Raw genomic sequence first — 15,257 nt, 5'->3', positions numbered from 1 at the left:
GGCCCGATGAGCCCCGATCACCTTGATCTTGGCGGCGCGCATCTGCGCCGGATCACCGATCTGGACCGGTTCGCGCTGCCGCTGTCGCTGCTGTTCCCCGAGGCGCGACAGCAGGAACTGGAGCCGTTCCGTGCCGATCTGGCGCCGTGGCATTACGATTTCGACGCGGGCGCCGTGCTGCTGGGGGTGCATAGCCTGCTGCTGCGGCTCGACGGGCTGACCGTGCTGATCGACACCTGCGTCGGCGCCTGCAAGCCGCGCCCGGCCCGGCCCGAATGGCATGCGCGCAAGGCGCAGGGCTATCTTGCGGCGCTGGCGGCGGCGGGGCTTGGCCCCGAAGACATCGACATGGTGTTCTGCACCCATCTGCACGCCGATCATGTGGGCTGGAACACCCGGCTGCAGGATGGCCGCTGGGTGCCGACCTTTCCGCGCGCCCGCTACGTGATGGGCCGGGCGGAACACGACCACTGGCAGAAGGCCGAGGCGCAGGCCCCCGGCCAGCACAACCACGGCGCCTATGCCGACAGCGTGCTGCCGGTGGTGGTGGCGGGGCAGGCCGATCTGGTCGAGGATGGCGCGGATCTGCATCACGGGCTGAGCGTGCTGCCGCTGCCCGGCCATTCCCCCGGCCAGACCGGGCTTGCGCTCGACCTGCAGGGCAGGCGGGTGGTGTTCTGCGGCGACGCGATCCATTCGCCGCTGCAGATCTTCCGCCCCGACTGGAGCAGCCGTTTCTGCCACGACCCCGATCAGGCCCGCCGCACCCGGCGCGCCCTGCTGGAGCAGGCGGTGGCGGAGGATCTGGCGCTGATCCCCGCCCATCTGCGCGGGGCGCTGGGGCTGCGCGTGCGCGGCCATGGCGGCGGCTTCCGGCCTGCGCCGCTTTTCTGAACAAGGCGAAGACATGACAAAGAACAAAGGGAAACGTCCATGAGCCAGCAATCCGTCATCATCGTGGGGGCCGGGCCGGTCGGGCTGGTTGCCGCCCTGTGTCTGGCCGAGGCGGGCATCCCCGTCACCGTGGTCGAGGCCCATGGCGAGGTGCCGAAGGATCTGCGCGCCTCCACCTTCCATCCGCCCACGCTCGATATGCTGGACCGTTTCGGCATCTCTGACGAGCTGGTGGCGCGCGGGCTGGTCTGCCCGACATGGCAGTTCCGCGACCGCTCCGAAGGGGTGGTGGCGGAGTTTGACCTTGGCCTGCTGCGCGACGAGACGCGCCACCCCTACCGGCTGCAATGCGAGCAGTGGAAGCTGGGCGAGGCGCTGCGCGACCGCATGGAAGGGCGCAGCGACGTGCAGATCCGCTATCACACCCGCGCGCAGGCGGTGACGCAGGATGCCGATGGCGTGACGCTGACGGTGGAAACCCCCGAGGGCGAGACCGAGATCCTGACCGGGCGCTACCTGATCGCCGCTGATGGCGCGCATAGCGCCGTGCGCAAATCGCTCGACATCGAATTCGAGGGGCTGACCATCCCCGAGATCTTCCTGTCCATGTCGACGGATTACGACTTTGCCGAAGCTTTCGGCGATCTGGCCCCCATCGCCTATATCACCGATCCCAACGAATGGGCGGTGCTGCTGCGCACGCCCAGCCTGTGGCGGGTGCTGCTGCCCACCGATCCGGGCCTGTCCGAGGCCGAGATCAAGGATCCGGAGGTGATGCAGCAGCGCCTGCAGAAGATCTGCCCGCGCGAGGGCAAGTACGAGATCGTGCACGCCACCGCCTATCGCGTCCACCAGCGCGTCGCCAAACGCTATGTCGAGGGGCGCATCTTCCTTGCCGGGGATGCCGCGCATCTCAACAACCCGCTGGGCGGCATGGGGATGAATGGCGGCATCCATGACGCCATCAACCTGACCGAAAAGCTGATCGAGGTCTGGAACGGCGCCCCGCTGGAGGGCATGACCCGCTACGAGCGGCAGCGGCGGCAGGTGGCCATCGACACCGTGCAGGAACAGTCGCTGCGCAACCGCAAGATCATGGCGGAAAACGACCCCGCCGCGCGGGCCGCCCATCACGACGAGCTGCGCGCCATCGCCGCCGATCCGGTGCGGCACAAGGCGTATCTGATGCGCTCCTCCATGATCCAGTCGCTGCAGGATCTTGAACAGATCGCCTAACATCTGACCACGAAGGGTTTGAACGATGACAGACAGTCTTGGCTACCGCATGAAGTTCGGCGTGATCGCGCCCTCCACCAACACCTCGGTCCAGCCGGAATTCGACGACATGCGCCCGGTGGGCGTGACCAACCATTTCTCGCGGATCGTGATCCCCGACGATCCGGTGCAGTCGGACGCGGATTTCAACGAGCTGGTGCTGCGCATCCGCGCCGCCACCATGGATGCCATCGACGCGGTCAAGACCTGTTCGCCCGGCGCGCTGGTCATGGGCATGTCGGCGGAAACCTTCTGGGACGGCAAGGAGCGCGCCGATGACCTGAAGCGCGAGATCGAGGCACGGGCGGGCATGCCGGTCGCCATGGGGTCGGATGCCTGTCAGGCGGCGCTGTCGCGCTTCGGCAGCGTCAAGCGCATCGCGGTCATCACCCCCTACATGCCGGTGGGCGACGAGCAGGTGCGGCGCTTCTTCACCGATTGCGGCTATGAGGTGGTGACCATCAAGGGCCTGAAATGCCAGAGCCCGATGCTGATCGCGCATGAGACCGAGCAGACGCTGCGCGACGCGATCATCGAGGTGAACGACCCCTCGGTGGAGGCGATCGTGCAGGCCGGAACCAACCTTGCCATGGCGCGGGTCGGGGCGATGGCGGAATTCTGGCTCGACAAGCCGGTGGTGGCGATCAACACCGCGACCTACTGGCACGCGCTGCGCATGAACGGCATCGAAGACAAGGTGCAGGGCTTCGGCTCGCTTCTGACGCATCACTAGTCCGTCTTGGGCCCCTGCGCGGGCCGGGGCCTTTACAGCGCCGGGGCGGCGCGATTAGGGTCATCTTTGAAAGCGTATGCAAATGAATCGCCCCGGCGCCCCGCGCCGGGGCAGGCATAGCCCGCCCGAAGGGAGCAAGCACCAGAATGCGGCACCACTCCGTTTACAGCTACCGCGCCAAGATCGGCCTTCTGACCCCCGCCACCAACACGGTGAACGAGGCGGAATGGGCGCGGCTGCTGCCCGAGGGCGTGACCTGTCACAGCCATCGCATTGATATGAATGCGGATGCACATGACAGCGAACCGCTGCTGGACCAGATCACCCGCAGCGCCGGGATTCTGGCGCGCGCCGATGTCGATGTCGTGGCCTATGCCTGCACGGCGGGATCCATGGTGACGCCCGCCGACAGCCTGCCGCAGGCGGCCAGCGACCGGCTGGGCCGCCCGGTGCTGACCACCGCCGCCGCCATCGTCGCGGCGCTGCGCCATCTGGGGGTGCGCCGCGTCTCGATCGCGACACCCTATCATCAGGCGCTCAACGATCACGAGGTGGCCTTTCTGGCGGCGCATGGCGTGACCACGCTTGCCATCGAGGGGCTGGGGCTGGGCGCGAACGGCCCCGTCGATTTCCCGCGCATCGCCCGCACGCCCCTGCCGGAGGTGGAGGCGCTGGCGCATCGCGTCCACCGCCCCGAGGCGGAGGCGCTGCTGCTGACCTGCACCGATTTTCCCACCCTGCCGCTGATCGCGCCGCTGGAAGCCGCGCTGGGGATCCCGGTGGTCAGTTCCAACACCGCGACCCTGTGGGCGGCGCTGCGCCGCGCCGGGATCGGTGACGCACTTGCCGGGGCGGGGCGGCTTCTGGCGCAGCCCCAGACCCCGCATCCCTGAACATCCGGAGGATCCTTTGCCACGCACGCTTTATGACAAGCTCTGGGACAGCCATGTGGTCCGCAGCTATGACGATGGCAGCGCGCTGATCTATGTGGACCGGCACCTGCTGCACGAGGTGTCGACCCCGCAGTCCTTTCAGGCGCTCGATTCCCGCGGGCTGTCGGTCCACCGCCCCGAGGCCAATCTGGCGGTGGCCGATCACGCCGTGCCGACCCTGAACCGCGACCGGCCCATTGCCGACCCGATGGCGGCGCGGCAGACCGCGCTGCTGCAGCGCAACGTGGCAAAGCACAACATCCCCTATATTCCGCTGGATGACCGGCGGCAGGGCATCGTGCATGTGATCGGCCCCGAACAGGGCTTCACCCTGCCGGGCATGACGCTGGCCTGCGGCGACAGCCACACCTCCACCCATGGCGCCTTTGGCGCGCTGGCCTTCGGCATCGGCGCGTCGGAATGCGGCATCGTCATGGCGACACAGGCGGTGGTGCAGCGCCGCGCCCGCACCATGTGCGTGCGGCTGAGCGGCGATCTGCCCCTTGGCGTCACCACCAAGGATCTGGCGCTGCGGCTGATCGCGGTGCTGGGCGCCAATGGCGCCAGCGGCCATGCCATCGAATATGTCGGCGCCGCCCTTGCCGGGCTGGGCATGGAACAGCGCATGACCCTGTGCAACATGGCGATCGAGGCGGGGGCGCGGGTGGCGCTGGTGGCCCCCGACCAGATCACCGTCGACTGGCTGCGCGGGCGGCCCATGGCGCCCAAGGGGGCCGATTTCGACGCGGCGGTGGCCTATTGGCAGACCCTGCGCAGCGACCCCGAGGCCCGCTATGACCGCGTGGTGGAGATGGACCTGACCACGCTTGCCCCGCATGTGACATGGGGCACCTCGCCCGAGGATGCGCTGCCCATCACCGGCACCGTGCCCGATCCGGCGCAGGACGATGACGCGCGGCGGGCGCAGCGGCGGCAGCGGGCGCTGGACTATATGGGGCTGGAACCGGGGCAGGCGCTGGACGGGCTCGCCGTGGATGTGGTGTTCATCGGATCCTGCACCAACGGGCGGCTCGCCGATCTGGAGGCGGCGGCAGAGGTGCTGCGCGGGCGCCGCGTGCATCCGGGCGTGCGCGCCATCGCCGTGCCGGGCTCCGGTCTGGTCAAGGCCGAGGCCGAGGCGCGCGGGCTGGCGCAGGTGTTCCGCGATGCGGGCTTCGAATGGCGCGACGCGGGCTGTTCCATGTGCGTGGCCATGAATGGTGACAGCATCGAGCCGGGCCAGCGCTGCGCCTCCACCTCCAACCGCAATTTCGAGGGCCGTCAGGGCCGGGGCGGGCGCACGCATCTGGTGGGCCCCGCCATGGCCGCCGCCGCCGCCGTGACCGGCCATCTGACCGATGTGCGCAAGCTGGAGATCCTGACATGAGCGCGCCCCTGATCCATCTCAACTCGCGTGCCGTGCATCTGCCCGACACCAACATCGACACCGACATCATCTTTCCCGCCCGCTTCCTGCTGCGCACCGACCGCGAGGGCTTGGGCGACTGTGCCTTCGCCGACCGGCGCTTTACGCAGGACGGCGCCGAAAACCCCGAATTTCCGCTGAACCGCGACGGCTGGCGCGGCGCGCAGGTGATCGTGGGCGGCGCGGGCTTCGGCTGCGGCTCGTCGCGGGAACATGCGGTCTGGGCCTTGGTCGATATCGGCATCCGTCTGGTCATCGCCCCCGATTTTGGCGAGATCTTCGCGGGCAATGCCGTCAAGAACGGGCTTCTGGTGCTGCGCCTGCCGCCCGAGACCTGCGCCGGGCTTGGCCAGCAGGCGGAGGCGGGCGAGACCTTCACGCTCGACATGCGGGCGCAGACCCTGCACGTGGGCGGGCGTCTGGTCTGCGGGCTTGATCTTGCGCGCGAGGCGCAGGAGGCGTTCCTGAACGGCTGGGACGAGCTTGACGTGATCCTCAACCGCGACATGGACAGCATCCGCGACTTCGAGACGGGCCACCGCGCCCGCCAGCCGTGGCTGTTCGCGGCCTCGTGACGGGCTGCGGCCCGTCCGGCACGGCGGCGGGCCCCGGCCCGCGCCACACGACCTGAACAAGAAACGACAAGACCCCAACAAGGAGAAGACCATGCAACATATCCTCAAAACCGCAGTCGTGACGGCGGGACTGATGGCGGCGGCACCGGTATCGGCCCAGATGGTGGGGCTTGCCACCACTACCGGCGGCGCCACCGAACAGATCGGCCTGCATCTGGCCACCGTGCTGTCGGATCACAGCGATCTGGTGATCCGTCCGCAGGTCATGGCCAACAGCTCGCAATACATCCCCATGGTCAATGCCGGGCGGGTGGAGTTCGGCATCGCCAACTACCCGCAGGTCGCCCATGCCATGGAAGGCATCGGCATGTCCGAAGGCTCGGCCAATCCCGACCTGCGCATGATCGCCACGATCCTGCCGTTCAACGCGGGGCTGGTGGTGCCGGTCGAGACCGGGATCGAAAGCCTTGCCGATCTGGAAGGCCAAGCCGTGCCGCGCTTTCCGGCCAATTCGCTGGGCGAGTTCTTCTTCACCGCCGCGATGGAAACGGGCGGCGTCAGCTATGACGAGGTGAAGCCGGTGCCGACCTCGAATTTTGGCGAGCAGTTCAACAACATCAAGTCCGGCCTGACCGACGTGACCATCGGGTCTGTCGGCGCGCAGTCGATCATGGATGTGGAGGCATCGCGCGGCGAGGTGCGGTATCTGTCCTTCAAGGAAGGCGACGAGGATATCCTGTCGCGCTATCTGCCCGGCACCAGCCTGACCACATGGGGCGACCGCGGCGAGGCGGCGGGTGTCACCCCCGACACCGTGGTGCTGTTCTATGACTACACCCTGTTCGCCCACAAGGACGTGCCCGACGAGGTGGTGACCGCAGCCCTCGAGGCGCTTTACACCAGCGCCGATGCGGCGCGCGCGGGCGGGGCGCTGTGGTCGGAATATGACGAAACCCAGCTGGCGCGGGTCACCACGCTGCCCTATCACCCTGCCGCCGAGGCGTTCTTCCGCGAGCGCGGCATCTGGACCGAGCAGTAACGCGTCATCCTGCCCGTCCGGCAGGCCGTGGCGGGCATCCGCCCGGCGGCCCGGGCGGGCAGTCCATCTACCTATGACAGGGAAGGGCTGGAATGGACGATTCCGTAACACACACCGCGCCGGGGCGGCATGTCTCGGCGGTGCTGGCGGTGGCGGTGCCGCTGCTGGCGATGGCATGGGTTCTGGCGCTGCCGCAGCGCGCCGGGCTGATGATCTTTCCGCAGCAGATGGTGGCGCTGATGCTGGGGCTGTCGCTGGCCGTCTGTTTCCTGCGGCCCCGGCCCGGCACCAGCCTTGGCCTTCTGGACCGGCTGCTGGCCGCCGCCTCGCTGGCGCTGGCCGCGCATGTCTTCGTCCGCTTTCCCGTCCTGTCCGAACGGGCATGGGATCACCCGGTGGAGGCGGCGACCGTCGGTGTCGCGGTCATCCTGCTGGTGATGGAGGGGCTGCGCCGGGTGATCGGCATCACGCTGATCATCATCTTCGCGGCACTGGTGCTTTACGCGGTGGCGGGGCAATGGGTGCCCGGCGCGCTGCAGGGCCGTCCGCAGCCGATCGGTGACGTGCTGCAATATCTGGGCACCGATTCCTCGGCCACATGGGGGCAGTCGCTGCAGATCGCGGCCTTTGTGGTGGTGCTGTTCGTGCTTTTTGCCGCCTTCCTGATGGGCACCGGCGGGTCGGATTTCTTTTCCAGCGTGGCGGGGCGGATCTCGGGCAAGGGTCCGGGCGGCTCCGCCAAGGTCGCGGTGACCGCCTCGGGGCTTACCGGCATGATCTCTGGCAGTGCCGTGTCGAACGTGATGACCACCGGCGTCATCACCATTCCGGTGATGAAGCGCGCGGGCTTCAGCGCCACCCATGCCTCGGCAATCGAGGCGGTCGCCTCCACCGGCGGGCAGCTGATGCCGCCGATCATGGGGGCTGCCGCCTTCCTGATGGCGGAATTCCTGCAGGTGCCCTATCGCGACATCATCGTGGCCGCCGCCCTGCCGGCACTGCTGTATTTCCTGTCGCTCTACATCCAGATCGATTTCATCGCCCGGCGCGACCGCCTGCCTTCGGCGCGGGAGGAGGTGCAGGGCAGCTTCGCCAGCATCCTGCTGAAAGGCTGGGTCAGTCTTGTTGCCATCGTGGCGCTGATGGGCGGCATCTTCGGCTTCGACCTCGCGGCGGAGATTTCGGTGGTCTATGCCACGCTGATCATCGTCGCACTGGCGCTGGTCGCATGGGCGCTGAAGCTGCGCTATGGCGCGATGAGCCCGCGGCAGGTTCTGGCCGCGCTGATCGAGGCCGGACGGTCCACCTGCGACGTGCTGCTGATCTGCGCGGCGGCGGGCATGATCATCGGGCTGATGACCCTGACCGGGCTTGGCTTCACGCTCAGCTATTACCTGATGTCCTTCGGGTCAGAGAGCATGTTCCTGCTGCTGCTGCTGTCTGCCGTGATCGGGGTCGTGCTGGGGCTGGGCCTGCCCACCACCGCCGTCTACCTGCTGCTGGCGACGCTGGCCGCCCCGGCGCTGGTGCAGCTTGGCATCCCGCCGATGTCGGCGCATATGTTCCTGCTCTATTACGGCATGCTGTCGATGATCACGCCGCCCATCGCCATCGCCGCCTATGCCGCCGCCAGCATCGGCGGGGCGGACCAGTACCGCACCGGCTTTGCCGCCTTCCTGTTCGGCTGGGCGTCCTATATCCTGCCCTTCTACTTCATCTACAAGCCGGGGCTGCTGATGGACACGTCATGGATGCAATCGGCCTATGTCTTCGTCTCCACGGCGGTGTCGCTGGCGCTGATCGCGGGGGGCGTGCTGGGCCATGGCCACAAGGCGCTGTCGCTGGCGCAGCGGGCGCTGTGGGTGCTGCTGGGGATCGCGGTGATCATCCCGCTGAGCCAGATGCTGAGCCCGCTGGCCGAATATGGCGTCGCCGCCGCTGCCGCCGTCGTGCTGGGCGCGCATCTGCTCTCGGCCCGCCGGGAGGCCGCGCCGGTCCGGGCGGAGGTGTCGTCATGACGCCGCGCCATGTGGTGATCGCGGGCGGCAGCCGGGGGATCGGTGCCGCCTGTGCTGCCCGCTTCGCCGCGGCAGGCGACCGGGTCAGCGTGCTGTCGCGCAGCGAAGGGATCCGGGTCGACCTGCGCGAGGCCGGGGCGGTTGCCGCAGCGCTGCAGCAGGCGGAGGCGGCGCAGGGCCCGACCGATGTGCTGGTCTGCACCGCAGGGGCCGCACGGCAGGCCCCCACCAGCGCGCTCGATGCCGCCGCGCTGCGCGAGGGGATGGAGGCGAAATATTTCCCCTATGCCAACATCATCATGGCAGCGCTGCCCGGCATGGCGGCGCGCGGGCGCGGCGTGATCGTGCCGGTGATCGGCATGGGGGGCAAGGTCGCCTCCCCCACGCATCTGCCGGGGGGTGCGGCCAATGCGGCGCTGATGCTGCTGACCTCGGGGCTGGGCCATGCCTATGCCGCGTCGGGGATCCGGGTGGTGGGGGTCAATCCCGGCCCGGTGGCCACCGCGCGGTTCGACCAGCTTCTGGCCGCGCGCGCCGCACAGGACGGCATCAGCGCGGAGGCGGCGCGGAGCGCCGTCACCGCCGGATTGCCCGCAGGTGCCGTGCCGACCCCCGAACAGCTGGCCGAGATCGTGCATTTCCTTGCCGGTGACGGCGCGGTCATGCTCAACGGCACCGTGATCGCCGCAGATGGCGGCGCGGTTCCGGTGATCTAGGGGCCAGGGCGGCGGCGGTTTTTGAATACGGTTGCACCGCCGGAACGGGGCCTATATTCTGGCCTCCCTTGGCAAGGAGACCGAGATGAAGCCCCTGTCCGGCCGTGTTACCTCGCTTGATGTCGCAGCTCTGGCGGGCGTGTCGCAATCGGCGGTCTCGCGCGCCTTCACCGAAGGTTCGTCGATTTCCGAGGCCAAGCGCAAGGCGATCCTCGACGCCGCGCTGAAGCTGAACTACGTCCCCAATTCCATCGCCTCCAGCCTGACGACGCGGCGCACCAATATGGTGGCGGTGATCCTCGGCAATCTCGACAATCCGTTTTACGTGCAGGTGCTGAAGGCGCTGATCACCCGGCTGCAGGCGCGCGGCGTGCAGATCCTGACCTTCACCGTCAAGAACGGCTCCAACAGCGATGACGCGCTGATGCGGGTGCTGCGTTATCAGGTGGATGGCATCATCCTGACCTCGGCGCAGCTGTCGACCCGGATGACCGGCATCTGCCATGACCGGGGCATCCCCATCGTGCTCTTCAACCGCTACATTCCGGGATCCTCCGCCTCGGGGGTGCGCTGCGACAATGCGGCGGGCGGGCGGCTGATGGCCGAGGCGCTGCTGGGGGCGGGGGCGCGCAGTTTCGCGCTGCTGAAGGGCGATCCCAACGGCACCACCAGTCAGGACCGGCAGCGCGGCTTCACCGACTGCCTGCTGGAGCGCGGCATCCCCCCCGCCGACATTCTGGAACTGGAGGGGCAGTCCACCTATGACGGCGGCCATGCCGCGACGCTGCGCGCCTTTCTGGACGAGCGCCACCCGATCCCCGATGCGATCTTCGGCATCAACGACATCATGGCCATGGGCGCCATGGACGCGCTGCGCGGCGAGATGGGGGTGAAGATCCCGGCGGATCTGATGGTGGGCGGCTTTGACAATATCGACGAGGCCGACCGCTGGCCCTACCGGCTGACCACCGTGCGCCAGCCCGTCGACGAGATGACCGAAGAGGCGCTGAACCTGCTGGATCTGGACAATCCCGGCGCCGCCATCCAGCCCGGCATCGACATCAAGGTGCCGGGCCGGATCGTCTGGCGCAGCACCATTCCAAGGCCGGTCGACCTGTGATCCCCTCCCCCGCAGCGGGGGGAGGGGGGTGGCGGCTCAGCCCGCGCTGCGGTCGCGCGCCCACCGGCGTTCGAATTCCCAGACCTCGGGGAAGCCGATCAGCTGGTTGAATTCCGAGAAATCGAACAGCGGCTGCGCCGGGGTCTGCGAGGTGCCATGTTCGACAAAGGCCGCCATCGCGGTCTGCACCGCCTGCGCCGCCGCAAGCCCGGTCATCGACGGATAGATCGCCATGGCATAGCCGATCTCTTCCAGCTCCCGCGCGGACAGGATCGGGGTCCGGCCGCCATCCGCCATGTTCGCCATCATCGGCGCGGTGATGCGGCGGCAGGCCTCGCGCATTTCCTCGGTGCTTTCCAGCGATTCAAGGAAGACCACATCGGCCCCTGCCTCGGCATAGGCCAGACCACGTTTGACGGCGCCTTCAAAGCCTTCGCTCTGCCGGGCATCGGTGCGGGCGATGATCAGCGTCTCGTCCGAACTGCGCGCCTCGCAGGCGACCTTGATCTTCTCGACCATGTCGATCGCCGGCACCACGCGGCGGTAGGGGGTGTGACCGCATTTCTTGGGGAATTCCTGATCCTCGATCTGGATCGCGACCACCCCGGCCTGTTCATAGCCGCGCACGGTGTGATGCACGTTCAGAAGCCCGCCATAGCCGGTATCGGCATCGGCGATGATCGCGGCATTGCTGACCCGGCAGAGCGTGGTGACCCGGTCCAGCATTTCGGAATAGGTGGCGATGCCCGCATCGGGCAGACCATGCGCCGACGCGGTGGTCCAGTAGCCGGAGGCATAGGCGAAGGGCAGGTCGAACGTGTTGGCGACCACGGCGGCGATCATGTCATGCAGGCCGGGGGCCGCCACGAACTTGCCCGAGGCGAGGGCGGATTTCAGGCTGGTCTTCTTCATGCTGTCGTTCCTGCAAAATAGGTCAGTGTTTCGGCCTCCGAGACGACATCGCCGTATTTGGCGTTCATATCGAACAGGTTGGCCTCGTGGGGCGCGGGGTGGCGGTCGCCCACCGCCTCGCGCGGGATGATCGGGATGAAGCCATGCGCATTGGCATCGACGCAGGAGGCGCGCACGCAGCCCGAGGTCGAAACGCCGCTGAGAATGACCGTATCCACGCCCCATGTGGTCAGGGTCGGGGCGAGGGAGGTGCCGAAAAACGCGCTGGCATGCTGTTTGGAGATCACCAGTTCATCCTCGGCGGGGGTCAGGCCGGGGGCCCAGTCCGCCCATGGGCTGCCCTTCAGGAAATGCCGCAGCGGCAGCGCCTTCTGGTAGAACCGCCCGCCATCCAGCGCCTTGGGGTGATAGACGACATTGGTATAGATGACCGGCACCCCTGCCGCGCGCGCCGCGTCGCGCAGGCGGATCGCCGAGGCCAGCGCGTCGTCGCAATCGGCCCAGAGATCGCAGTCCCGGTCGAAATAGCCCCGGACCAGATCGATCAGGATCAGCGCGGGCCTTTTGCCGAAGCCAAGCCGCCCGCCATAGGCGCGGGCGTAGTTTTCGCCCAGATCTTCACTCATCCCTGTTGTCCTCCGTCTCGGTGCTCTGGATCTGTGGGGCCCTGCGGGCGCCCGCCTGTCGAATACGCTTGCAGCGCCGCCACCCCTCCGCATGGAAAGGGCCGCGCCGGGGGCGGCGCGACGGGCCCGGTCTGGCGGGATGTCCCGGAAAGACACTGTGTCTGCGACCGGAATCGACCCACCCCGGCCGAGAGGGCGCCGGGGCCGGGGCGTGGGGCCCTGCGGGAGATGTCGAATGCCACGGCGGGCCTCCTGTCGCTGTCTTGCGGCGGAGACTAGATCTTATTGAATGCGCATTCAATCGCAATTCGGCGCTGGCCCGACCGAGGCGCGGCACAGGGCGCTGGACTTGCCCCGCGCCGCCATGCATCCTCCTTCAGGATTTTATGACCCGCTTCTTGGAGGACGTTTTATGCCTTTCAAAGACCTTTATCCCACCGCCATCCGCACCAGCCTTCCCCAGACCGGCGACCAGCAGGCGCAGGGTCTTGTGCCGCTCGAATCGTCGCGCCTGCTGGCCACATGGGAGGAGGGCGGCACGCTTTATGGCCGCGTCCTGACCGGGGCGGGCGCCTTCGTCTCCGGGCGTCTTGATCTTGGCGCACCGGATGTGGCGATTGCCGCCGCGCCGGGGGCCGGTTTTGCGGTGATGACGCTGGCCGCGGCGGGCGCCGATACCCGCGCGACGGTGACACGCTATGCGGCCAGTGGCGAGATCGCCGCAGAGGACATCACGCTTGACCTGCCCGGACGGACCGTCGCGGCGGAGAGCCGTCTGGTGGCGCTGGACGGCGGCGGCTACCTGCTGCTGCGCACCGTCGTCGCACAGGCCGGGGCAGAGATCGCGGCGCAGCGGCTGGATGCCACCTTCCAGCCGGAGGGGCCCGCCGTGGCCCTGCCGCAGATGGACGGTGCCGATTACCGGATCAGCGACATGGCCGAACTGGCGGGCGGCGGCTTTGTCATCGCCTATACCGAGACGACCGAGGATGACACGGCCACCAGCTCCGCGCTGACCAATGCCTATCTGCAGCGGCTTGATGCCAGCGGCGCCTTTGTCGGCGACCGGATCGAGATCACCGGCGATTTCCCCTTCGAGGTTGCAGGCAGCGGCGCCTATGACCCCAGCGTGGCGGCGGCCCCGGATGGCAGCTTTGCGGCGTTCTGGGGCAGCCTCTATGGCGGCACCTACTGGCAGCGGTTTGACGCGGAAGGCAGCGCCGCCACCCCGAAACTGGAGGTGGGCTTCTATGACAGCACGCCCTTCGACATCGCCGCCGCCGGGCCGGACAGCTATGCCCTGCTGTGGCAGCAGCCGATCTATGAAAGCTTCGACGATTTCTTTCCCAGCGGTTATGCCACGGTGCTGGACTGGCGCGACACGGCCGGGGCGGTGCTGCTGTCCTATGAGGCGGGAGATCTGTCTGCCGATGACAGCCCGCTGGGCCGTGACCTGCGGCCCGTGGCGCTGACCGCGCGTCCGGGGGGCGGCGTGATCGTGGCGCAGACGCTGGGCGAGGCGGGCGGCGGTCAGGATGCGGCGGTGTTCCGCTTTGGCGCGCTGCCCGACAGCCGCCTGTCGGGGGAGGATGTGACCGGCACTCCGGCCAGCGACCTGATCCGGCTGACCGGCGACGGCGCGCGGGCAGAGGGCGGCGCGGGTGATGACTTGCTGCTTGGCACCACCGGCGAAGACCGGCTTGACGGCGGGGCGGGCGCCGATGTGATGGTGGGCGGCGATGGCGGCGACATCTATTATCTGGACCATCCCGGCGATGTGGTGGTGGAACGGCTGGAGCACGAGGGCATCGACCGCGCCTTTGGCACCGTGTCCATGAACCTGCGCGGTGCTGCGGTGGAACGCATGAAGCTGACCGGCAGCGCCGATGCGGTGATCGTGGCCAATGATCTGGACAATCTCGTGATCGGCAATGCCGGGCGCAACACGCTGCACGCCGCCGAGGGCAACGATACCCTGCAGGGCGAGGCGGGGAATGACACGCTGTACGGCAATGCGGGCGATGACGTGCTGATCGGCGGCGCGGGGGCTGACATCCTGAATGGCGGGCCCGGATCGGATACCTACTATGTCGACAATCCGGGCGACCGGGTGGCGGAAAGCTACCGCTGGGAGGGGCATGACACCGTCTATTCCAGCGTCGATTTCCTCATGGGCCGCCAGCATATCGAGGATCTGGTGCTGACCGGCACGGCGGATGTGCGCGGCATCGGCAACGGGCTCGACAATGTCATCCGGGGCAATGGCGGCGCCAACATCCTTGACGGCGGCAAGGGCGTGGACAGGCTGATCGGGGGCGCGGGCAATGACACCTATCTGGTGCGCAGCCCCGGCGACACGGTGGTGGAGGCGGCGGGCGGCGGGGAGGCCGATACCGTCAAGGCGTTCCGCTCCACCCTGCTGCCCGAGCATGTGGAGCGGCTGTATCTGCAAAGCGTGCTGACGCAGGCGGGGGAGGCGGTGCAGATCAACGGCATCGGCAACACGCTCGACAATGTCATCATCGGCAATCCCTATGACAACGTGATCGCCGGCCGCGAGGGCAATGACACGCTGCGCGGGCAGGCGGGGGCCGATACCTTCGTCTTCGACTCCGCCCCCGGTGCGGGCAATGTCGACCGGATTCTGGATTTCAACACCAACACGGCGGATGAGGGCGACAGCCTGCTGTTCCGCAGCGCGCTCTTCGACGGGATCGGGGCGGGCGGGCTTGCGCCGTCGCAGTTCGTGGCGGGGGATCGTGCGCTGGATGCCAGTGACCGCTTCATCTTTGACGCGGGAAGCGGGCGGCTCTGGTATGATGCCGATGGCAGCGGCGGCGGGGCGCAGACCCTGCTGATGACCTTCGATCAGGGGGCCGTGGTCACGGCAGAGGACATCTTCTTCGTCTGACGCCCCGTCGATAGGGGCTCGAATGTCTGGAAAATCCGGGCATTATCCCCGCAGGGGCAGGCAGCCCCGGCACCCTGCGG

13 protein-coding genes are annotated in these 15,257 nt (G+C 68.1%); 11 read left to right on the top strand and 2 right to left on the bottom strand.

Annotation, left to right across the window (positions count from 1 at the left end; translation table 11 throughout):
* Positions 1 to 6: 6 nt before the first annotated feature.
* The 10 genes from BLR51_RS14925 (at position 7) to BLR51_RS14880 (ending at position 10,728) form a co-directional block, all read left to right on the top strand.
* Positions 7 to 894 carry an MBL fold metallo-hydrolase gene (locus tag BLR51_RS14925; RefSeq protein WP_089848362.1) on the top strand — a complete coding sequence of 296 codons (888 nt, stop codon included), beginning with the start codon at positions 7 to 9 and terminating at the stop codon, positions 892 to 894.
* Between the two features lie 39 nt (positions 895 to 933).
* Positions 934 to 2,130, top strand: coding sequence for an FAD-dependent oxidoreductase (locus BLR51_RS14920; protein WP_089848360.1), 1,197 nt, complete (start codon positions 934 to 936; stop codon positions 2,128 to 2,130).
* Positions 2,131 to 2,155: 25 nt separating this feature from the next.
* Entirely contained in the window at positions 2,156 to 2,902 is a 747-nt protein-coding gene (locus BLR51_RS14915; protein ID WP_089848358.1) for a maleate cis-trans isomerase family protein, read from the top strand.
* Between the two features lie 146 nt (positions 2,903 to 3,048).
* Complete coding sequence (locus BLR51_RS14910) at positions 3,049 to 3,795, top strand: maleate cis-trans isomerase family protein (protein WP_089848356.1); 747 nt, start codon at positions 3,049 to 3,051, stop codon at positions 3,793 to 3,795.
* Between the two features lie 16 nt (positions 3,796 to 3,811).
* Entirely contained in the window at positions 3,812 to 5,221 is a 1,410-nt protein-coding gene (gene leuC, locus BLR51_RS14905) for a 3-isopropylmalate dehydratase large subunit (protein ID WP_089848354.1), read from the top strand.
* The gene (gene leuD, locus BLR51_RS14900; RefSeq protein ID WP_089848352.1) at positions 5,218 to 5,835 is read left to right on the top strand and encodes a 3-isopropylmalate dehydratase small subunit; all 618 of its coding nucleotides are present in this window, start codon (positions 5,218 to 5,220) and stop codon (positions 5,833 to 5,835) included. Before leuC ends, leuD begins: the two co-directional genes overlap by 4 nt.
* 91 nt (positions 5,836 to 5,926) lie before the next feature.
* Positions 5,927 to 6,874, top strand: a complete 948-nt coding sequence (locus BLR51_RS14895; RefSeq protein WP_089848350.1) for a TAXI family TRAP transporter solute-binding subunit — start codon at positions 5,927 to 5,929, stop codon at positions 6,872 to 6,874.
* A gap of 92 nt (positions 6,875 to 6,966) precedes the next feature.
* A complete protein-coding gene (locus BLR51_RS14890) occupies positions 6,967 to 8,892 on the top strand; it encodes a TRAP transporter permease (protein WP_089848348.1) in 1,926 nt (641 codons plus the stop codon).
* A complete protein-coding gene (locus BLR51_RS14885) occupies positions 8,889 to 9,608 on the top strand; it encodes an SDR family NAD(P)-dependent oxidoreductase (RefSeq protein WP_089848346.1) in 720 nt (239 codons plus the stop codon). The genes BLR51_RS14890 and BLR51_RS14885 overlap by 4 nt, the downstream gene beginning before the upstream one ends.
* An 85-nt stretch (positions 9,609 to 9,693) precedes the next feature.
* The gene (locus BLR51_RS14880; RefSeq protein WP_089848344.1) at positions 9,694 to 10,728 is read left to right on the top strand and encodes a LacI family DNA-binding transcriptional regulator; all 1,035 of its coding nucleotides are present in this window, start codon (positions 9,694 to 9,696) and stop codon (positions 10,726 to 10,728) included.
* Between the two features lie 36 nt (positions 10,729 to 10,764).
* Here the strand turns inward: BLR51_RS14880 and BLR51_RS14875 are convergent, their stop codons facing one another.
* Both BLR51_RS14875 and BLR51_RS14870 read right to left on the bottom strand, forming a co-directional pair.
* Positions 10,765 to 11,640 carry an isocitrate lyase/PEP mutase family protein gene (locus tag BLR51_RS14875; RefSeq protein WP_089848342.1) on the bottom strand — a complete coding sequence of 292 codons (876 nt, stop codon included), beginning with the start codon at positions 11,638 to 11,640 and terminating at the stop codon, positions 10,765 to 10,767.
* A complete protein-coding gene (locus BLR51_RS14870) occupies positions 11,637 to 12,266 on the bottom strand; it encodes an isochorismatase family protein (protein WP_089848340.1) in 630 nt (209 codons plus the stop codon). The genes BLR51_RS14875 and BLR51_RS14870 overlap by 4 nt, the downstream gene beginning before the upstream one ends.
* Before the next feature lie 412 nt (positions 12,267 to 12,678).
* On the opposite strand from BLR51_RS14870, the gene BLR51_RS28475 reads away from it, so the two are divergent.
* Entirely contained in the window at positions 12,679 to 15,177 is a 2,499-nt protein-coding gene (locus BLR51_RS28475; protein WP_278184862.1) for a calcium-binding protein, read from the top strand.
* The last annotated feature ends 80 nt before the right edge of the window (positions 15,178 to 15,257 follow it).

Origin of the sequence: Salipiger marinus (assembly GCF_900100085.1) — a bacterium.
In the GTDB taxonomy this organism is placed as follows: domain Bacteria; phylum Pseudomonadota; class Alphaproteobacteria; order Rhodobacterales; family Rhodobacteraceae; genus Salipiger; species Salipiger marinus.
The sequence above is the reverse complement of the archived record's forward strand: the minus strand, read 5'-3'. Positions and strand labels throughout refer to the sequence as shown.